The following is a 19,421-nucleotide window of genomic DNA, read 5'->3' as shown; positions in this document are numbered from 1 at the left end:
GCTCAGCGACCGTGCCGCTTCTCGTAGTCCTCGCGAGTGCGATCGGCACGGCGCTGGGCCTTCTCGTCGAGCAGTTCGGGATCGAGTCCGTGGCTCAGCAGGCGGTGACGGCGGTAGATGGTCCCGAGCGCCACGACGAAGTACGCGAGCGGGATGAGCAACAAGGCCATCATGGCCAAGGGAATCCAGATCGGTCCCGGGATCAAGAGGAACAGCAGAAGGATCAGCGTCGCCGGCACGGTGAAGCGGATGATGTAGCGGGCCTGGGCGCCCGGGCCGACGAGATCGTTCCGTACCCAGTCCTGATACCGGTCGGGGAGCGTCTTCCCCAGGAGGTATCCGCAGTACTGAGGAAAGTTCGGGCGAGTCTGTTCGGCCATGGCATCCAGGATAGTGCCTGGTACTGCCGCTTACACCGGTGCCTTGAACGTGCGTCGGTAGGCGCTCGGTGAAACGCCGAGGGCCTCGTTCATGTGTTGACGCATGGATGTCGCAGTCCCGAAGCCGGTTCGAGCAGCAATCGCATCGATCGACAGATCGGATTCCTCCAGTAGTTCCCGCGCCCGATCGACGCGTCTGCTGGTCAACCAGCGGTTCGGTGTGGTTCCGACTTCGTCGCGGAATCGACGGCTGAACGTGCGGACGCTCATGTTGGCGCGCGTCGCCAGGTCCGCCAGGGTGATCGGGTCGTCGAGATGTTCGAGGGCCCAGTGCCGAGCGTCGGCAGTCGATTCCGAAGGCTTGTCGGCCAGGGGGCGTCGGATGTACTGAGCTTGGCCACCGTCGCGCCACGGCGGTACGACGCAACGCCTCGCGACGGTGTTCGCCACTTCCATGCCGTGGTCACGCCTGACGATATGCAGGCAGAGGTCAACTCCCGACGCCACCCCGGCCGAGGTCAGGATGTGGCCTTCGTCGACGAACAGCACGTCCGGATCCACGTTCACCTTGGGATAGACACGCTGGAAATGGTCGGTGTTGCGCCAGTGCGTCGTGGCGCGGAGTCCGTCGAGCAAACCCGCCGCGGCGAGGATGTACGACCCGGTGCAGATCGAGACCAGCCGAGTGCCCGGCCGGATGTGTTGGAAAGCTGCGGCCAACTCGGGGGAGAGGTAGCCGTCTTCGTAGGCCGGACCCAACTCGTACGACGCGGGGATGACGACGGTGTCGGCGGTGGCGAGCAACTCGCTCCCATGGTCGACCGAAATGCTGAAGTCAGCGTCGGTCCGCACGGGATTGCCGTCGATTGTGCACGTCAGGATCTCGTACAGCGGCCGATCCTCGACGTCGAGGGCACGCCCGAAGATGCGCGCGGGGATCCCGAGTTCGAAGGGTATGACTCCGTTAAGAGCCAGTACGACGACGCGATGCGGACCAGACATGGCTCGATCCTTTCATATATTGGCAATCTGGCCACTGTTCTCGATCGAATCCGAACTGCAGAATTCTCTCTGTGACTTCTGAGACCGCTCTCCCCGAATCAGGCCAACAGCAGGTGAGCCCGCCGCGCTTTCACCGCGCGTGGTCCGTCGCGATCGTGGCATTTCTGGCGTTGGTCGGAGCGGCGAGCTTCCGCGCTGCCCCATCCGTGCTGATCGATCCACTGCACGAGGATTTCGGGTGGTCGCGCGCCAGCATCTCGGCCGCCGTCTCGGTCAACCTGATCCTGTACGGGTTGACCTCGCCGTTCGCTGCTGCCCTGACGGAAAGGTTCGGCATCCGGGCGGTTGTCACTTCGGCGTTGGCGCTCATCTCGCTCGGCAGTGGTCTCACGATCTTCATGACCTCGAGTTGGCAGCTCATTCTGCTGTGGGGTGTCTTCGTCGGTCTCGGTACCGGTTCGATGGCGCTGGCGTTTGTCGCCACCGTCGTCGATCGCTGGTTCGTCGAGAAGCGTGGTCTCGTGACCGGCATCCTGACGGCCGGTGGTGCTGCCGGTCAGCTGGTGTTCCTTCCGGTCCTGGCGAAGATCGCCGAAACGTACGACTGGAAGAGCGTCGCCTTCACAGTTTCGTTTGCCGCACTGGCCGTTGTGCCGTTCGTTCTGCTGTTCCTGCGTAACTATCCGTCAGACGTGGGTACTACGCCGTACGGCGCGCCCGCCGATTACGCCCCACCAGCCAAGCCTGTCTACCAGCGCGGCGGTGCCGGAGGCCGGGCGATCTCGGTGCTGGTGATGGCGTCGAAGACCAAGGTGTTCTGGCTTCTCGCCGGTACCTTCGCGATCTGCGGCGCGAGCACCAACGGCCTGATCGGCACGCACTTCGTCCCGGCGTCGCACGACCACGGAATGCCGATCACGACTGCCGCGTCCCTGTTGGCGTTGATCGGAATCCTCGACATGGTCGGCACCATTGCTTCGGGTTGGTTCACCGACCGCATGGACTCGCGAAAACTTCTCGGCATCTACTACCTGTTCCGCGGAATCTCGCTGCTCTTCCTGCCGCTGCTGCTCGCCAACACCGTGAATCCGCCGATGATCGCGTTTGTCATCTTCTACGGGCTCGATTGGGTGGCGACGGTTCCGCCGACCGTCGCGCTGTGCCGTCAACACTTCGGCGCCGACGCCCCCATCGTGTTCGGTTGGGTGCTGGCATCGCACCAGATCGGTGCGGGTCTGGTGGCCTTCTTGGCCGGTCTCGTTCGTGATCAGATCGGCTCGTACGACGCTGCCTTCTTGGTGGCCGGCGCGCTCTGCGCGATCGCTGCAGTCATGTCGTTGTTGATCGCAAAACGTCCGAAAGAGGCAGTATTGGTTGACTCTGTCTGATTCGGCACTGTGATCGGTACCACCGACGGGGTAAGTTGTGTGTAACTCCAAGAACTACTCACCAGTAGGGGTACTGAAATGCCTGCTCCGTCCGCTGCGACCTTCTCGCGGCTCGCCGATCTGATCGCCATCGACAATGTTGCCGATCGCCCGACGAAGTCCATCACCGAGGTGTTCACCGGCAAGGAGCTGGCGGCCATCCCCGTTGGCACCGCCGACGACGCACTTGCGGCCATCGCCCGTGCCCGCGTCGCCCAGAAGGAATGGGCCAAGCGCTCCGTCCTCGACCGCGCTGCCGTCTTCCACCGCTACCGCGATCTCATCCTCGAGAACCGCGACGCCCTCATGGACATGGCTCAGGCCGAGACCGGAAAGTCGCGTACCGCAGCTCAGGAAGAAGTCCTCGACATCTCGATGACGTCGCGTCACTACGCACGTGTGGCGCCGAAGCTGCTGCGCCCGCGTCGCGTCTCCGGCATGCTCCCGGGCCTGACGAAGACCGTCGTCCGCTACCAGCCCAAGGGTGTCGTCGGCGTCATCTCGCCGTGGAACTACCCGATGACGCTGGCCGTGTCCGACGCCATCGCCGCGCTGCTCGCCGGTAACGCCGTTGTCCTCAAGCCGGACAGCCAGACGCCGTACTGCGCGCTCGCCTGCGTCGAACTGCTCTACAAGGCGGGTCTGCCTCGCGACCTCTTCGCCGTGGTTCCCGGGCCGGGCTCCGTCGTCGGCACCGCCCTGGTCGAGAACACCGACTACCTCATGTTCACCGGTTCCACCGCGACCGGTCAGCTCCTCGCCGAGCAGGCCGGCCGTCGACTGATCGGCTTCTCCGCCGAACTCGGTGGCAAGAACCCGATGATCGTCGCGGCCGGCGCAGACCTGCGCGAGGTCACCGACGCCGCTGTGCGTGCGTGCTTCTCCAACTCCGGTCAGCTGTGCATCTCCATCGAGCGCATCTACGTCGAAGAGTCCATCGCACCCGAGTTCATCCGCATGTTCGGTGACCGCGTCAAGAAGATGAACCTCGCCGCCGGATACGAATTCGGAATCGAGATGGGCAGCCTCGTCTCCGAGGCGCAGGTCAAGGCAATCTCCGCTCATGTCGACGACGCAGTGGTCAAGGGCGCCACCGTCATTGCCGGTGGCAAGGCCCGCCCGGACATCGGACCGCTGTTCTACGAGCCCACCCTGCTCACCGGGGTTCCCGAAGACGCCGAGTGCTACCGCGACGAGACCTTCGGGCCGCTCGTCTCGATCTACCCCGTCAAGGACGTCGAAGAGGCCATCGCTGCGGCCAACGACACCGAGTACGGCCTCAACGCCAGTGTGTGGGCGGGAAGCAAGGCTGCCGGTGAAGCCATCGCAGCGCGCATCCACGCCGGCACCGTCAACGTCGACGAGGGTTACGCACCCACCTGGGGCAGCACCGCAGCACCGATGGGTGGCATGGGTGTCTCGGGCGTCGGTCGTCGTCACGGCGCGGAGGGTCTGATCAAGTACACCGAACCGCAGACCGTTGCCACCACTCGCGTCATGAATCTCGGTGGACCGCGCGGACTTCCGGCCAAGGTGTGGGCAAAGCTCATGCCTCACGCCATCAAGATCATGTCCTGGGTTCCGGGCCGGTAACGGGTGGAAACCGCCAGCGCGTACATCGAGGCAACGCCGGTATCGGTGTGGAAGGTTGTCAGCGACATCGAAGGTATGGGTCGCTTCAGTCCTGAAAACACCGGTGGAACATGGACTTCCGGAACTCCGGGCACTGTGGGTGCAAAGTTCAAGGGCACCAACAAGCATGGTCTGATTCGGTGGAGCACGCACTGCACGGTGGTCGACGTGGTCGACTGCCGGAGGTTCTCCTTCGAATCGGACGAGCCGAAAGCGCGGTGGACCTTTGTGCTCGAGCCTTCGGGAACGGGCACCGTGCTTACCGAGACTCGTGAGATCTATGCGACGCCTGCGCTTTACGTGCGCATGATGTCGGGTAGCGGCCTACTCGGTCGGGGTCGAGATCAGCTGATGCAGACCGGAATGGAAACTACTCTGGCGCGCATCAAGGCGTTTCTGGAGAGCTAGAAACTGACACAAGTGGGGCTGCACTCGATTCGAGTGTGGCCCCACTTCTGTTGTTGGAGATCTAGTTTGCAGTGCTGATGAGCGCAGCGTCGATGAGCGCGGTGTAGACACGCTCCGGTTCTTCGGCGATGCGATTGAGTACGTACAGCCACCACTGTGTTCCGAAGATGACGTATTCGCGTGTGGTGAAGCCTGCTCCTCGGAGTGCGTCCAGTTGCTCGGTGCCGAGGCCGAGCAGCATCTCGAACTCGACGTGCTCGCCTCTGAGCTTCGAATCATGCTCGGCGCGTAGTGCTTCGAGGATGTCGCGGTCATGTGTCGCGATGGAAACCTGGTGACCCGATTCGACGATTCGGGCTGCGTAGTCGAGATACGCGCTTCGCAGTTCGGCACTACCGCGCGGGTAGGCGACGGATTCGGCTTCGAGGAAGGCGCCCTTCACGAGACGGATGCGGCCGGGTCGGTCCAGCAGAGCGGCGAGATCCTTTGCGGTCCGGTGCAGTCGGGCCTGAACGGTGATCCCCACGTGAGTGAACCGCTCGGCCAGTCGCGCGTGCATGTCGAGGACCAGGTCGGTGCGGTCGGACGCTTCGGCGGAGATGATCAGCTCGGCACCGGCGCGTTCCGTGGTCTCGGCCAGGCGCACGACATTGCGAAAGCACTGCTCCGGATCGATGACCAAGCCGATGTGCGAGAGGTCGAACGACACGGTGCTGTCGACGCCCGAGGTGCCGATCCGTTCCGCCAATTCCACGAACACATCGGTTTCGGCGTTCGCGAGTTCGGGATCCCGGACGCTTTCTCCGGTGTATTCGATGCTCGCCTTGTGTCCTCGCGCGAAGATCGAGGGGAGTCGGTCGAAAGCGTCGTCGATGGTTTCGCCGCCGATGTAGCGAGCGGCGACTTTCCGTGCGAGTGCTGCCGTCGCGGCGTCCGCCATGGTGCGTTCTTTCAGGGATTCGTCGAGTGCGAGGCGGCGTAGGACGTCCGCGGCCTGGGCTTGTAGATCCGTGTTCACGGCTTCAGCGTATCCGGACGAGGGTGCGGGAATTATTCTACGAACCCTTGCGTTCGATCTATTGTCGATATATCGTCGATACGTCAAACAAACACAGACAGTCCAGGAGGACAACATGTACGCCCCACACAACAACCCAGAAATGCAAGAACGTCGCGAGCATGGCCGCCGAGGCCCGCATCGTGGACACGGTTTCCGTCGAGGATTCGAGGGCGAGCGACCCGAGGGTCGCTTCGAAGACCGAGCAGAAGGACGCCCCGAAGGCCGGCGCGGTCGACTTGACCAGCGCGGACACGGTCGGCCTCACTTCGGTGAAGCAGGCGCAGCGCTCCGTCCCGCGATGGGCCTACTCCGAGGTGCCGCTGTCGCGGTAGCCGCAGGTGGGACCGCTGAGCAGGTAGCCAAGGCCGAGGCAATTCTCGCCGAGGCGCGCCGAGCACTGTTCGAGATGCTGGCGGAAAAGTCGGCTGACGCGCAGCAGGCTCACACAGAATCTACCGACACGCTGCCGGCAGAGTGATCACGGCGCTCAGGCGCCGACGGTGACTTCCTCGCTGTTCATGCCGGAAACGTGGCCGTCGGCGCCCTCTCGCCAGTACCCGACAACATTGTGCTTGTCGCGAGCAATTCCTCGAACTTCCCTCAGATGCTTACGAATGCGACGGCTTGTTGCGCTTTCGCACGCCACCCACGCGTAGATGTCGGCCGATTCGGATTCGGGAAACTCGACCTTCTCCACAGCTTCGAACAGCGCGCTCGGCGCCTTTCCGAGGCCACTCCCCACGAGCCACGTGTACGTGACGTCGCCGCGAGTGACAAATTCCTGTCGATCCTCTTCGGTTTCGACCTCGATGATCGCCTGTGCGACATCGCCTTCACGAAGTTCTTCGACAATCCTGCCCAGTCCGGGGAGACCCGTGGCGTCTGCGACCAGCAGCTGCCAGCGAGGACCCGCCGGTGCTTGGTAGTGGGACCGCGAACTGTCCGACCAGAAGACGCCTAGTAGGTGACCTGGTTCGGCCCGCAGGGCCCAATCCGCTGCAATACCGCCAGGGTGCACGACGAAGTCGATGTCCAGACGTCGGCCGCCGTCGTGCACCTTGCGCACGGTGTAGTGCCGCCACGGTGGCTCGGTTCCGAGATCGGCCTTGCCGTAGTCGGGATTGTTGAAGTAGTCGTATTCTGCTTCTGTTTCACCGGGTTTCGGGAACGCGAGGTCGATGCGCTCGTCGCCTTGTCCGCCGGTCGGCCAGTGCCAGTCGCCTTCTGCCTCGATGCTGATTCGCCGCATGTGCGGGGTCAGGGACGTGACGGTGACAACGCGGGCGGGTTCGCAGAAAGACATGCCTCGACCCTATGGGTCCGGCGTGTCGAAGTGGAGACAGATGCTGTCGCAAGACGGACATCGAGCGCAGCCGAAAAGGCCAGCGTATGCCCCGGGGCATGATTCTTCCCCGGTGCACACGCTGGCCTTTTCAGTTATGTCGGTTCACGCCGCTGTCGGTGGGCTGTTCCCGCCGATCGGCTGTTGATACGGATCGATCGACATGGGTGGGTAGAACACTGTTTTTCGGTCGGGACCGATCTCCACCCGCCACTCCGTGTGGTGCAGCGTCCGGTGGTGATGACCGCACAACAAGATCAGATTGTCGAGATCTGTTGGGCCGCCGTCGTTCCAGTGAACAATATGGTGGGCATCGCACCACCCGGATGGTGTTCCGCACCCTGGGAACGCGCAACCGCCATCGCGAACTGCCAACGCCCGCCGCTGCGGCACCGTTGCTGTTCTCGCTTCCTTACCGCAGTCGAGCGGAACACCATTCTCGTCCAACAAGATCCGCGTCACGGTGCAGTCGCAGGCGAGCATCCGTGCGGTGTCGATACTGATCGGGCCCACCCAGTCCGTCCATGCGAACCCGAGTTCCTCCGTGGACGGCAGGAGGTCTTTCAAGGCTCTAAGGTCCGTCATGTCTTTCGCGGACGCGGTCACCGTGATGTGCGGTTTCACCCCGCCCTCGATCGGACCCAACCCCGACCGCTCATACCGGCGCAACAATTCGCAGAACCCGTCCGCCCGCCGCAGCGCCGGAGTACGCGTGTCCTTCACGCCGTCCTTCTCCGGCGTCGGAGCCGACAGACTCGACAACAACGTGAGCAGACGCGCCCCGTTCACCGCATCCAAATCACCCTTCACCGACACCCGCCCGTACAAGCCTTTCGAGGCGTAGAACTCGTTACGCTCCGAATCCTCACCCACCGGAACGCCGTCCTCACGCTTGCCGTACTGCTTCTCGATCCGCCGGATCGCTGCCCGCACCGCATCACAATCGGCGATGTTCTTCGACGCCAACCCCAACAGAATCCCGCGGGCCTTGTCCACATCCGCCAGGGTCATGTTCTTCGGCGGATGCTGACAAAACGACGCCACCTGACGGGCTTTCAACGCGTCCACGTCACCACGGTGAAACGCATCGCCGACAACGGGTTCGAGCATCAACAACCGCGCCAACCCGACCAGCAGACTGCACTCACCGATCTCCAGATTCGTCGAACCATGCAACCACTGCGCGATCGCCCGAAAACCCTTCCCGCCGAGAACCTCACGGGAAAACATCTCCACGATCAACAACACCATCCGTGACTGCAACTCGTGCCGGGCGCGCGCCAGATCCAGAACCTCACTCTTGAGGTCCTCGCCATCCAGCTGCCACGCTTCCCGACTGTCCATGCTCAAAGTCTAATCGAACAAAGTTTCGAACACAAGAGAATCGCAGGCGAAAATTGCTGCTGTCCAGCTACTTTCGACAATTCGGGCAAATGTCAGATCGAACCCAGCTCCCGCGCACGAGCTACCGCCGACGTCCGCGACTTCACTCCCAACTTGCCGAAGATGTGAACCAGGTGCGACTTGACCGTGGTCTCACTCAGGAACAGTTCTTTGCCGATCTCTCGGTTGGAGCGACCCGCCGCTACCAACTTCAGAACTTCGATTTCCCTTGGGCTGAGGCTGGTTTCGGGTTTGCGTACCCGAGTCATGAGCTTCGACGCGATGGCGGGGGAGAGAACGCTGTCCCCGCTCGCAGCGGCGCGGACGGCTGACAGCAACTCGACCGGTGGTGTGTCCTTGAGTAGGTACCCGCTGGCCCCGGCCTCGACAGCGCTCAAGATGTCTGCATCCGTGTCGTAGTTGGTCACGACGAGTACGTGCGGCGGATTCGGCAGCGCGCACACCGCGCGGGTGGCGTCGACGCCCGTCTTGCCGGGGCCGAATCGCAGGTCCATGAGCACGAGGTCGACCGGCGTGGTGGCGCAGAAGGCTATGGCTTCCTCGGCGGTGCCCGCTTCGCCGACTACCTCGATGTCGGCTTCGCTTTCGAGCAGCGCTCGTAGCCCGGCGCGCACGATCGCGTGATCGTCGGCGAGCAGCAGGCGGATCACGGTTCGCCGACTTCGAGAGGAAACGTCACTGCGACGGCCGTGTGTCCCGGCTCGGACTCGATGGAGAAAGTCCCGCCCTGAAGTTCGACGCGCCGGCGAATTGCATTGAGGCCGAAAGATTCCGCCGGGCCACGTTCGAGAACTGCCACGTCGAAACCGCGACCGTTGTCGACCACGTCGAGGCTGACGGTGTCATCGGAATAGGTCAGTGTCACAGCCATTCTGGTTGCATCGGCATGGCGGAGAACATTGGACACCGCGCCCTGAGCGATGCGTACCAATGTTGCTTCGAGGGGCATCGGCAGCCGCACTGCCTCGCCTTCGACCACGGAGCGCGCTTCCAGTTCAGGACTGCTCGCGCGTTCGCAGATTCGACGAAGCGCGTCGGCGAGCGACTGACCGTCCAAGGCCGCGGGCGTCAATTCGGCTATGAGTTGGCGGGTTTCGGCAAGACTGTCCGCGGCAGTTTCCCGTGCGAGGCTGATCTGACGGATGGCCGGGCTGTCCGGATCGGCGCGTTCGGCAGCGTGAAGGAGCATCTGGATGCTCGAAAGTCCCTGGGCCACGGTGTCGTGAATCTCGGCGGCGAGTCTTTCACGTTCCGCGAATTTTCCGGCATCGCGAGACGTCGACGCCAATTCTTCACGAGTATTCATCAACTCGTCGATGAGACGACCGCGCTCGGCTGCCTCGCGGTACAGCGCTTGATATCCGAGGCCGATTGCAACCGCTACGGCAGCGCCGATGATCGGGCCGACGGCGCCGGCAATCGTCCATCCACGATGCAGGCCGGTGCCGACCACGGCGACAGCCGTTGCCGCGGTGACGGCGAGAAGACTCCAGGGGCGTCGCAGAATATGGAGATAGAGGAAGAAGAGTCCGAACGCGAGGTAGGCGGCGTCGGCGGATACCGCCATCGTCGCGATCCAGACGAGGGTCAGCACGGCCAGCCACCAGCGGGCAGCGTTGCCGCGCAGCCTTTTGGCGACCCCGAAAAGATAGACGGCAACAAAGATCACGGCCAACGCGATGATTGTTGCGGTCAGGTCGGATTCGTCGATCAGCGCTCGAAGAAACACCACACCGGCCAGCGCCATGACAAGGACATGCAGGCCCAGTTGTAGGCCGGCGAAGACAGGCGTGAGCGGCGATCGGTGCATCTCGCCCAGCTTAGCGAGGTTCGGGCCTGGTTCATCCATCAAAAGTTGTAAACCGGGATGGTTCTTTCGAGCGCTGGAATGTCGATCCGAGGTGCGATGGAAAGAGTCTGCATCCGCGAGAGCGTAGAGGCAAGCACAGGAAAGGAATTCACAGTGTTTGTCGCAATGAGGGACTTACGGGCAGCGCGAGGTCGTTTCGCGCTGATCTCCGTCGTGGTTCTGTTGGTTGCACTTCTGGTCAGTTTTCTCAGCGGGTTGACTGCAGGACTTCGCCATCAGAGCGTGTCGGCCATCGAGGCCATGAATGCCGACACGGTGGTGTTCGCCGACACCGGAGCCGGGGCGTCGTTCGACGAGTCGGCGCTCACGCAGGACCAGGTCAACGCTTGGACCTCCACGTCGAAGGACGTCGATCCCATCGGAATCGGTCGCGGGAAAGCGGGATTGGCCGACGGAAATCAGAAGTCGGTGGCCCTGTTCGGCGCTGATGGCGGTTTCGGTGACGTGACGCCGTCGGCGTCAGGCACTGTGGTGTTGAGCGAAGGTGCCGCCCGCGAACTGGGGGCGGGCGCCGGCGATCAGGTGAGCGTCGGTACGAAGCAGTTCACCGTCAGCGCCGTTCGCGGTGACGACTGGTACAGCCATTCGCCCGTCGTCTGGATGACGCTCGACGACTGGCAGGCGGCCAATCCACGCGGCGGAGTTGCGACAGTACTGGCTGTCACCGGAGCCTCTGACGCTTCCGCAACGGACAAGGCGGCTGCGACGACGTCGACGACGGTCAGCGGTTCGCTCGACGCGATCGGTTCGTACAAGTCGGAGAACGGGTCGTTGACGTTGATGACGCTCATGTTGTTCGCGATCTCAGCCCTGGTGATCGGTGCGTTCTTCACGGTGTGGACGATCCAGCGAACTCCGGACATCGCGACGCTGAAAGCGCTCGGTGCGACTACCGGTTCGCTGGTGCGCGACGCACTGGGTCAGGCGCTCATCGTTCTGATTGCCGGTGTCACCGTCGGAATCGGGCTGACGGCCGTGGCCGGATCGCTGATCGGTGACGCCATGCCGTTTGTCCTGGACGCATCCACCACCGTCGTACCTGCCGTGGCATTGATCGGGCTCGGTCTGCTCGGCGCGGCCTTTGCACTTCGATTCCTCTCGACCACCGATCCACTCACAGCATTGGGGAGCGCACGATGACCATGACAACCGGCACCACAGTTCTCGACATCCAGAACGTCGATCTGACGTTTCCCGATGGGCAATCGCGGGTGACGGCGCTGGACGACGTGTCTCTGCGACTGCACCGCGGCGAGATCGCCGCGATCACCGGGCCTTCGGGTTCGGGCAAGTCCAGCCTGTTGGCGGTGGCGTCGACGCTGATCCGTCCGGATTCCGGGCACGTCTATCTCCGGACGCCGGAAGGCAGCACCGACATCGCTGCGCTGAGTCGGCGGGCGGCGTCGGAGCTGCGACGCTCGTCGATCGGCATCGTCTTCCAACAGTCGAACCTCGTGTCTTCGCTGACTGCACTGGAGCAGCTCGAGGTGATGGCGCATCTGGGGCAGTCCGTGTTCACGTCACGGGCCCGTCGCAAGGCCGTGAAATCAAAAGCGATGGATTTGCTGGACGCTGTCGGGCTCGCGGATCAGAGCGGAAAACGGCCGTCCCAGCTGTCGGGAGGGCAGCGACAGCGCGTCAATCTCGCGCGAGCATTGATGAACGATCCGCAGCTTCTCGTGGTCGACGAGCCCACGAGTGCGCTCGATCAGGAGCGCGGTGCCGCTGTCATGGATCTGATCATCGGGGTGGTGCGGGAACGCGAGGCGGCAACCCTTCTCGTGACACACGACCGAAGTCACCTGTCTCGGATGGATACTGTCTATCGTGTTGTTGACGGTTCCTTGGCGGAGGATCAGGAGGCGCTCGCGGCGTGACTCAGGCGGGCACGATTCGGGCATTCGTCACTGCATCCGGGCGGGAAGTCAACCCGCGATTTGCTGGGCAGTTAGACTGTTGTCGACTCGGGCAACTTGAGAGGACGTGTTATGGAACGCCGCCGCAACGTTGCGCAGCCGCCACAATCGCCGATTGCGGATCTGGAGCAGATGCCTGCCCTGATTCTCCTCGACAGGCTTCCGGTGCCGGTCATGGCCGTTCACCGCGATGGCAGCATCGTTTTTGCCAACCCGTCTTTCGCTGACATGCTGGGATATCCCAAGAAGGCCGTCTCGGCGTTGCGTTTGCAGGACATCCTCTACGACAAGGATGCCGACGACGTCAGTGCAGAGCAGGCCCATCGTGAACTGAGTTCCGAGCCGGGCTCGGTCAAGGAGTTCGTGCACTCCGACTCCACGTTGGTGCGCGCGACGGTCAGTCAGTCTCTGCTCCGACGGGACGACGACACGATCACCCTTGCCGTCCTCCACGATCTGACGGAGCGCCTGTGGAACAACCCACGGCACATCGACGACAAGCCCACCAAGTAATCCCAGCTACTTTCGGGATTTGACGGTTCGGTCCAGGCCGAGGGTGGCGGCAAGGGTGTTGACCACCCATTCTTCGTACTGTTGGCCGGTCCAACCCGCGCCGACCACGAGGTCTGTATAGGTCTCGGGACTGAGCAGCGTGAGTGCGACGTTCACGGCTGTTTCGAGGTCGACGGCCGGCGCTTTTTCGACGATGCCGACCATCAGATGTTCCTGCACCGTGCGTCGCTGAGTGCGGTTGATTTGCCACAGGCGGGCGGCGTCCTCGTCGGCGGAAGCGGCAGCCCGCAGCGCCAACAGGATGTCTGCGGTGCGCTCCAGAATGAGCCGTCCGTGGTGAACCTGAATCCGGAGTTGCCCGAGTGGATGTGGGGCGCCTAGTGCTGCCGCCACCCACGGACGGTCGAGAGTTGCCGTCTTTTCCTCGTCGCCCGCAACGGCCACGTCGAGCAGTGCTGACAGCACGCTCGGCTTGTTGCCGAACACGAAATAGACACTCTGCACCGACACGCCCGCCGCCGCGGCAAGCTGCTTGATCGTGGCGGCCGCGTAGCCGGGATCGACAAAAACCTCACGCGCTGCCTCGATGATCTTGCGCCGCGCCGACGTGTCTTCCCGAAGAACCTCAGTCATGATTAGAGTCTAACTCTAGAGTCGAACTCTAGCGACTCGGGAGGCGAAGTAATGACGAAGGTTCTTGTACTCGGTGGCTACGGTGCCGTCGGGATTCCCCTGATGAAACAACTCGCGAAGGTCCCCGAAATCTCCGCGTACTCCGCCGGCCGTGACCCTGCCCGCGCGGACGTCGTCGTTGATCTTAAAGAACCAGGCGCGTATTCGACTGTGGTTCGAGACTTCGATGTCGTGGTGAATGCGTCGGGTTTCGAGGATGTTCGCCTGGCCGACGAAGCGGTACGCGGTGGGGCGGCATTCGTCGACATCACGGCGACCTCGAGCTACTGCGAAGAATTGGAAGCGGTCGACGGACCCGTTCTGATGGGCGTCGGGTTGGCGCCGGGATTGACCAGTGTCCTTGCAACCGAGGCGCATCGACTCGGCGACGGACCCGTGGACATCCTGATCGGCCTCGGCGGTGGAGAACTACACGGGCCGGCCGCAACGGCGTGGACGTACGGGATGTTGGGCACGAGGTTTCCTGATCCCGACGGACGATCGATTCGCAACTACACCGGGATGAAGACGTTTCGAATACCGGCCGATGCGACCGGCTACCGCACCGGTCCTGCTGTGCGGGCCGACTTTTCGGACCAGCATGCGTTGACGCGAGACCTCGGTGTTCCGGTCAGGACGTACCTGCGATTGGACACGTCCACCGCGACGCTCGGACTTGCGGCCATGACGTGGGCACCCGCGCTACAGAAGGTCGTGCCGAAGAAGCTGTGGGGCTCGGATCGTTGGGTAGCGATGGCCCGAGCGGATACCGGCCCGGCGCTGTGGGTTTCGGGGCGTAGCCAGTCGGTCGCGACGGCAGCTATCGCCGCGCGCGCCGTGCAGGTGATTCGGGATGCCGCGATCTCGAAGCCGACGTGGTTCCACGCGGTGGAAACCACCGAGTCGTTGCAAGCGGCGGTTCCCGAACTGTCAGTGCGGCAATGGGATGGTGCGAGCCGATCGTCCGGCAAGACTGTCCACTAGTCGGGGCGAGCCGAGAAACGGCAATCCGGCGGCCGCATTGGTGAGACAACCGGGTACGACGACGCGGACGACGTGCAGGCCGGCGTGGAGAACATCAGTTGTGGTGAGATCGACCCATGCCGGCCGGAAACCGGCTGCCGTCAGAGCGCTTTCGGTGCCGGCGGCTGATGTCAGAGAGTCGAGTCCCACCTCGCCGACGACGGCACCGACCAGCTCACTCTCGAATCGTGCTTGGATCTCCGGGTCCAGGTGAAGTTGCAAGTGGCATCCGTAGTCCATCACGTCGGCAAAATCCGATCGGTAGGCGCCTGCATAGCTTCGGTCAGCTCGCCAAGGCGCAAGCGGACTGGTCGGGGAGGCCGCGGCTCGACCGATGCCGCTCTGCGGGTTGTCGTAGTCGGCGGAAAGCAGCTGCAGCTGAAGCGCTTCGCCGAGTGACTTGAACGCAGCCGTCTGCGCTTCTTCGTGGCAGGCGGTACCGATGGTCGAGTATCCGGTCAGTCGGTCGCAAACCAGGGCGCCCAGGACGGGGATCTCAAAATCACTCTCGAATGAAATCCACCTGGTCGAGAGGCTGTCGTGATTGCCCAGTCGAAGAAGCGCCTCGGGCATGCCGGTGACGACCCGAACACCACGCCGCCCGGTCCAGGACAGCGTCATCGCGTCTCGTTCGACTATCTCGCGCAAGGCATTGTCGATTGCGAACTTCACCGAGGGTCCGGCGGCGAGACCCGCCTGAGCTACCGGAGAGATCGCCGGACCCGTCCGGGCGACGAAATGAGGATACGAACCCCAGACGAGTTCGGCCGGTACCCAGATATCCGAACCCGTGATCAGGTCGGCTCCGCGAGTCCAGTCCATCTCCAGATCGTCGGTTGGTTCGACGAACGGGAACTGTGGCCGCGCGTACTGGGCGGCGTCGAAACGCGCGAGTTGTGACAGGTCGATGCTTGCTCCGATCAAGGCATCGGCCGACCCGCGGACGATCGGTTTGGCGACGATGTTGCCGCAATATCGTTCCACCGCTTCGCCTATCGCAGCTGCGGTAGGCCGTGCACGGTTGCCCAGATCGAAGCAATATCCGGCGCCGGCCGAGTCACTGGACCAGGGTGAAAAGCGTGCTGAATCACTGACATACGAGTGAATCAGCTTGAACTCGGGCGGAAAGTGCTGGGGAACAACGGCGTCGACCAGCTCTCGAATGATCCCAGTTCGGCGGTCGACGAGCGAAGATGTCATGCGAGGGGGACCGGCAGATGCAGATGGGTGGTCGATGCGCTGGTCAATCTGCTACCTCCAAGAAGGGGAAAGGCTGCCGGGGCGTTGTTGTACAGGCCCGGAGTCAGGACGCGGACGACGTGCAACCCGGCAATCGAGATGTCGCCGGTGGTGAGATCGACGGAAATCGGCTGGTGTCCCCGTGACGTCAGAAACGCTACGAGAGAAGCCAGATCCAACGGCGCTTCGTCGGGAATCTTTGATACCGAAAGTGTTTCGGTGTAGTCGAAGAGATGTTCCTCTGCGGCCAGAGCCATCGTGGGATCAAGATAAAGTTGGGCGACGGTCGGCAGATCGACGACGTCTTTCCATTGCGGATCGAACTCGTTCCGGTAACGACGGTCGGCCCGAAAGGGTTTGTACAGGTGCGCCGGCAGCGTTCCGTCCGCCACGCTGCGCCAGGTCGGCCCGTCGGGGTCGGCGAGGTCGATCGTGATGGCAAGTACGGCATACGCCTCGACAAGCGCCTTCGAGACTGCCGCCTCCACCGTCGGTCGACAAGCTGTGCCCAGCGCGACCAGTCCACGTCGGTCATCGCGGATCCACGCTGCGGCGACGGGAATGCCGAAGGGGGAGGGAAGCAGCAGCACTCGAACGCTCCGGGTCTGGCTCTCCAGATCCCCGAGTTGGCGGTGCGCAGGCAACCGCTCCCAGTCGGAAAGCTCGATCGCCGGCTGTGACCGGTCCCCGCACCACCACAGCGCGGTGGCATCGCGTTCGAGAAGTTCCAGCAGAGCTGACATCTCGGCCTCGTCGCGTGAGCGTCCCGCTGCGATTCCGGCGTACTGCAACGACGCGATCGGTGGCTCGCAGCGACGGGTGCCTGTGTAGTACCCGAGATAAGTCAGGGCCGCAGGCACGTAGGTGGGCACCTTTTCGTCCATGGTGTGACCGAGTGCCCAGCGAATGTTCAGATCAGAGGTGAAGGGAACAAAGGGGAATCCGGGAAGGCGGTACTGATCCTCGCTGTACAACGCAAATTCAGCGGGATCGACGACCCGTGAGCCGGCCAGTTCCAGCGCTGACGCACTGCTGCGGACCAGATCCTCGGGGACCACGTTGCCGCAATATCTTTCGACGGCCTCACCGGTCGCCGCCCCGCGAGCTGCTGCATCGTCGCGTATCGAAGCCCCGAATCCGTAAGGGTCCGCGCGAAACAGTGAACCGCTGACACCGAAGTTTCTGGTGTCGGCCACCCTCGCGGCCCAACCGACCCAGCCCGTCGGCATGTCCGAGCGAATGTGTGGTTCCAGTGAGGTCAGCACGCCGCTCCGGGCGTCGACCAGCAAGTCATCCACTGTCAGTTCCTCCGAGTATCGGCAGGGTCAACGACCCGGAAAATGATTGGTGCAGTGCGGTACTGCGTGTTCCTCGATAGCGATCACCGTCTCCGAGATTGCGTGCGAGGCGGGGGAAGTCCGAGCCGGCGATCCGCAGCGACACGACATCACCCGCGCGCACTGTGTGCAACACGGGATCCAGATCGATGGTCACCATCGTCGGCTGCACGCTGACGCCCGCGCCCCGTGCGATCGACCTGGTGACTCCAGCGGCATCTACGACGCTCAGCTCGACGATCCAATCGGCTTCGCCCTCGGGCGAGTGCACTTTCAGCTCTATCGATGGTGTTCCGGAGAGTACGGAGTCGTGCTTGATATCGAAAGTCCAGAAAACACAGTCGTTTCGGGCCCTTGAGGCGTCATACAGGAAGCTGTAAGCCGCATCCTTGCGATCTGGTTCGAGATGAACGCGATTCGCACCCGTGACAAACGGTTCGGTCGACCATTCGCCGACACCCCGGTCGAATACCCGGTTGATGGTCAGGGGCCGCGCAGCGAATACCGATTCCATCCACTCGACCTGAAGGCGGCCGAAACTTGTCTCGCCGACCATTCCAGGGCGGAGGTCGTGCGCCCAGGGGCCCACGATCAAACTCTGCGGCCCGCGCCCCACGGACGTGAAGTGCCGAAGCGTCTCCCGGATCATCGCATCATCCCAACCGCCGACGTGCAGTCCGGCGACATCGAGCTCGGACAGTTCGTCCGCGGAGACGAGATCGTCGCTGCCGTACGGTTCGCGTTCACGAGCCCGGCTGATCGGCGTCCTCCAACCTGGTGAATCGGAGGTCAGACCGACTTTCTCGATCATCGACTGCACCGGGAGATGTTCCAGCAAAGACGAATCCGAGCGCATCAGGGCAGGGATGAAACCCTCACGAGAGGAAGACGAATCTCCGTGCTCGCCCCACCACGCCAGATGCTCGGCGAGGAGAAGGATCCCCGAGGGATCACGTTTGACGCGGTCGCTTCCGATGGTCGGCACCTTGGAGACGACGCCGTCTACACGAAATGACCGATCGGCGCTGTTGGTCTCGGCAGCAAATGCCCAGGCGGTTCCTGCCGCATACGAAGCCCCGCTCGCGATGACGCACTCCGGTGTCCACGGCTGATCCTGCAGCCACTCGGCCAGGGCGGCGCTGTCCTCGCGCTCGTGGACGTGCGGTTCCCAAGAGCCGGTGGAATCGTGCCGTCCGCGTACGTCCTGCGAGATGAATGCAATTCCTCGCGATCGCCATTCGATCCCCTCCGCCAGATGCCATCCACGCCCGTACGGGGTGCGGATCACGATCAGTCCGCGCGGTGAAGAACCCGGTGGGAGAAGCACATCCGTAGCCAGCGAAGAACCGTCTGCTGCCGGGATCTTCACGCCGAGTGAGATCACCGGAGCGTCGGCGCGGGTTCGAGAACGCCGCCGGGCAGTGGTAGCACGGGATGGCGAGTCATCATGAGGGTTCGCGGATTCATCCGGATCTGGTGGTGAAGGTGTGATGGCGGTGCGCCACGTACACCAGCCACGACGGCCGAACATGCAAGCGCACTGGCCATTGCGGCTGCGGTGGGTGAAAGTCCAAGCGGACGACTTTCGCTGCCGGCGAGGTGGTTCCACAGAGCCAGCAGGTGATCAGGTACACGTGACGCGGCTAGCCGCCGACCGCAGACGTCCCGGTAGCTCGCGCTGTCGATGCCGTCGAAGAAGGGACCGATGCAGATCTCACCCAGCTCCGCGTGGACGCGTTGCCACGGTGTTTGGTTTCGGCGGCACCAGGTATCGAGTTCCGACCACTCGTCGTGAGGAGGAGCACCGGCAACCGACAGTACGAGGTCCGACGACGCAACGTCGTCTTCGATTGGCGCAGTAGTGGATACGACCTCGAGATGCGGAAGAGCCTTGGAGAGCAGGGCGATGCAAGCATCGGCAACGGGCCCGATCCCGTCCATCAGCACACGCTGTGGGCGCGGAATCTCTGGCACTTGACCTGGAACAGCCAGCACGCCGCGAGAGACGAGGGCGTCGGCGATCTCGATAGCTCCCGGGCCGAGCACCGAACCAGAGCGCCTGAGAAAGTTGTCGAGTTCCGCGAGGTCTTCGGCCGGCGCGCCGATCGTGACCGCGTTCTCGTCCGGTGTCAGGTAATGCCAAACACCGTCCGGGGTCGGATACAGCTGGTGTCCGTCGGCGAGGGCGTACACGGA

Annotated in this window: 21 protein-coding genes; 9 read left to right on the top strand and 12 right to left on the bottom strand. The window is 63.1% G+C overall.

The window, feature by feature from the left end; genetic code table 11:
• Positions 1–2: 2 nt before the first annotated feature.
• Both P3G66_RS23905 and P3G66_RS23900 read right to left on the bottom strand, forming a co-directional pair.
• Positions 3–380, bottom strand: a complete 378-nt coding sequence (locus tag P3G66_RS23905; protein ID WP_003943558.1) for a DUF5313 family protein — start codon at positions 378–380, stop codon at positions 3–5.
• Positions 381–410: 30 nt separating this feature from the next.
• On the bottom strand, positions 411–1,382 hold the full coding sequence (locus tag P3G66_RS23900) for a helix-turn-helix domain-containing protein (protein ID WP_158170493.1): 972 nt from the start codon (positions 1,380–1,382) through the stop codon (positions 411–413).
• 71 nt (positions 1,383–1,453) lie between these two features.
• Here P3G66_RS23900 and P3G66_RS23895 point away from each other — a divergent pair, with 71 nt between their 5' ends.
• From P3G66_RS23895 to P3G66_RS23885, 3 genes are all read left to right on the top strand, one after another.
• Complete coding sequence (locus P3G66_RS23895; RefSeq protein ID WP_276117197.1) at positions 1,454–2,770, top strand: MFS transporter; 1,317 nt, start codon at positions 1,454–1,456, stop codon at positions 2,768–2,770.
• Between the two features lie 78 nt (positions 2,771–2,848).
• Positions 2,849–4,402 carry a succinic semialdehyde dehydrogenase gene (locus P3G66_RS23890; protein ID WP_276117196.1) on the top strand — a complete coding sequence of 518 codons (1,554 nt, stop codon included), beginning with the start codon at positions 2,849–2,851 and terminating at the stop codon, positions 4,400–4,402.
• 3 nt (positions 4,403–4,405) lie between these two features.
• The gene (locus P3G66_RS23885; RefSeq protein ID WP_003943564.1) at positions 4,406–4,849 is read left to right on the top strand and encodes an SRPBCC family protein; all 444 of its coding nucleotides are present in this window, start codon (positions 4,406–4,408) and stop codon (positions 4,847–4,849) included.
• Positions 4,850–4,910: 61 nt separating this feature from the next.
• Here P3G66_RS23885 and P3G66_RS23880 read toward each other — a convergent pair whose 3' ends face one another.
• Complete coding sequence (locus tag P3G66_RS23880; protein ID WP_276117195.1) at positions 4,911–5,867, bottom strand: proline dehydrogenase family protein; 957 nt, start codon at positions 5,865–5,867, stop codon at positions 4,911–4,913.
• A gap of 161 nt (positions 5,868–6,028) precedes the next feature.
• Between P3G66_RS23880 and P3G66_RS23875 the strand changes: the two genes are divergently transcribed.
• Both P3G66_RS23875 and P3G66_RS23870 read left to right on the top strand, forming a co-directional pair.
• Positions 6,029–6,241 carry a hypothetical protein gene (locus P3G66_RS23875; RefSeq protein ID WP_047272698.1) on the top strand — a complete coding sequence of 71 codons (213 nt, stop codon included), beginning with the start codon at positions 6,029–6,031 and terminating at the stop codon, positions 6,239–6,241.
• On the top strand, positions 6,208–6,387 hold the full coding sequence (locus tag P3G66_RS23870; RefSeq protein WP_003943560.1) for a hypothetical protein: 180 nt from the start codon (positions 6,208–6,210) through the stop codon (positions 6,385–6,387). The genes P3G66_RS23875 and P3G66_RS23870 overlap by 34 nt, the downstream gene beginning before the upstream one ends.
• Positions 6,388–6,396: 9 nt before the next feature.
• Here P3G66_RS23870 and P3G66_RS23865 read toward each other — a convergent pair whose 3' ends face one another.
• From P3G66_RS23865 to P3G66_RS23850, 4 genes are all read right to left on the bottom strand, one after another.
• Positions 6,397–7,212: a siderophore-interacting protein gene (locus P3G66_RS23865; RefSeq protein WP_007735878.1), complete on the bottom strand. Its 816-nt coding sequence runs from the start codon at positions 7,210–7,212 to the stop codon at positions 6,397–6,399.
• Between the two features lie 144 nt (positions 7,213–7,356).
• Positions 7,357–8,595 (bottom strand): HNH endonuclease signature motif containing protein, encoded by a 1,239-nt coding sequence (locus P3G66_RS23860; protein ID WP_276117194.1) that lies wholly within the window; start codon positions 8,593–8,595, stop codon positions 7,357–7,359.
• A 92-nt stretch (positions 8,596–8,687) separates the two neighbouring features.
• Positions 8,688–9,305, bottom strand: coding sequence for a response regulator transcription factor (locus P3G66_RS23855; RefSeq protein ID WP_003943536.1), 618 nt, complete (start codon positions 9,303–9,305; stop codon positions 8,688–8,690).
• Positions 9,302–10,504 (bottom strand): sensor histidine kinase, encoded by a 1,203-nt coding sequence (locus P3G66_RS23850; protein ID WP_003943587.1) that lies wholly within the window; start codon positions 10,502–10,504, stop codon positions 9,302–9,304. The genes P3G66_RS23855 and P3G66_RS23850 overlap by 4 nt, the downstream gene beginning before the upstream one ends.
• A 114-nt stretch (positions 10,505–10,618) precedes the next feature.
• Between P3G66_RS23850 and P3G66_RS23845 the strand changes: the two genes are divergently transcribed.
• The 3 genes from P3G66_RS23845 to P3G66_RS23835 all read left to right on the top strand — a co-directional run bounded on the left by P3G66_RS23845 (position 10,619) and on the right by P3G66_RS23835 (position 12,954).
• Complete coding sequence (locus tag P3G66_RS23845; RefSeq protein WP_276117193.1) at positions 10,619–11,665, top strand: ABC transporter permease; 1,047 nt, start codon at positions 10,619–10,621, stop codon at positions 11,663–11,665.
• Entirely contained in the window at positions 11,662–12,402 is a 741-nt protein-coding gene (locus P3G66_RS23840; RefSeq protein ID WP_003943539.1) for an ABC transporter ATP-binding protein, read from the top strand. The genes P3G66_RS23845 and P3G66_RS23840 overlap by 4 nt, the downstream gene beginning before the upstream one ends.
• Positions 12,403–12,513: 111 nt before the next feature.
• Positions 12,514–12,954, top strand: a complete 441-nt coding sequence (locus P3G66_RS23835; protein ID WP_003943598.1) for a PAS domain-containing protein — start codon at positions 12,514–12,516, stop codon at positions 12,952–12,954.
• A gap of 6 nt (positions 12,955–12,960) precedes the next feature.
• On the opposite strand, the gene P3G66_RS23830 is transcribed toward P3G66_RS23835, so the two are convergent.
• On the bottom strand, positions 12,961–13,587 hold the full coding sequence (locus P3G66_RS23830; RefSeq protein WP_042453289.1) for a TetR/AcrR family transcriptional regulator: 627 nt from the start codon (positions 13,585–13,587) through the stop codon (positions 12,961–12,963).
• Positions 13,588–13,638: 51 nt separating this feature from the next.
• On the opposite strand from P3G66_RS23830, the gene P3G66_RS23825 reads away from it, so the two are divergent.
• The gene (locus P3G66_RS23825; protein ID WP_042453287.1) at positions 13,639–14,610 is read left to right on the top strand and encodes a hypothetical protein; all 972 of its coding nucleotides are present in this window, start codon (positions 13,639–13,641) and stop codon (positions 14,608–14,610) included.
• Here P3G66_RS23825 and P3G66_RS23820 read toward each other — a convergent pair.
• From P3G66_RS23820 to P3G66_RS23805, 4 genes are read right to left on the bottom strand one after another with little or no spacing between them, the layout of a single operon-like run.
• On the bottom strand, positions 14,557–15,849 hold the full coding sequence (locus P3G66_RS23820; RefSeq protein ID WP_276117192.1) for a YcaO-like family protein: 1,293 nt from the start codon (positions 15,847–15,849) through the stop codon (positions 14,557–14,559). The genes P3G66_RS23825 and P3G66_RS23820 overlap by 54 nt on opposite strands.
• Positions 15,846–17,186, bottom strand: a complete 1,341-nt coding sequence (locus P3G66_RS23815) for a YcaO-like family protein (protein WP_276117191.1) — start codon at positions 17,184–17,186, stop codon at positions 15,846–15,848. Before P3G66_RS23815 ends, P3G66_RS23820 begins: the two co-directional genes overlap by 4 nt.
• Entirely contained in the window at positions 17,179–18,609 is a 1,431-nt protein-coding gene (locus P3G66_RS23810; RefSeq protein WP_276117190.1) for a CocE/NonD family hydrolase, read from the bottom strand. Before P3G66_RS23810 ends, P3G66_RS23815 begins: the two co-directional genes overlap by 8 nt.
• Positions 18,606–19,418: a hypothetical protein gene (locus tag P3G66_RS23805; protein ID WP_276117189.1), complete on the bottom strand. Its 813-nt coding sequence runs from the start codon at positions 19,416–19,418 to the stop codon at positions 18,606–18,608. Before P3G66_RS23805 ends, P3G66_RS23810 begins: the two co-directional genes overlap by 4 nt.
• Positions 19,419–19,421 lie beyond the last annotated feature (3 nt).

The organism is Rhodococcus sp. C3V (assembly GCF_029269915.1).
GTDB classification, from domain to species: Bacteria; Actinomycetota; Actinomycetes; order Mycobacteriales; family Mycobacteriaceae; genus Rhodococcus_F; species Rhodococcus_F qingshengii.
The sequence above is the reverse complement of the archived record's forward strand: the minus strand, read 5'-3'. Positions and strand labels throughout refer to the sequence as shown.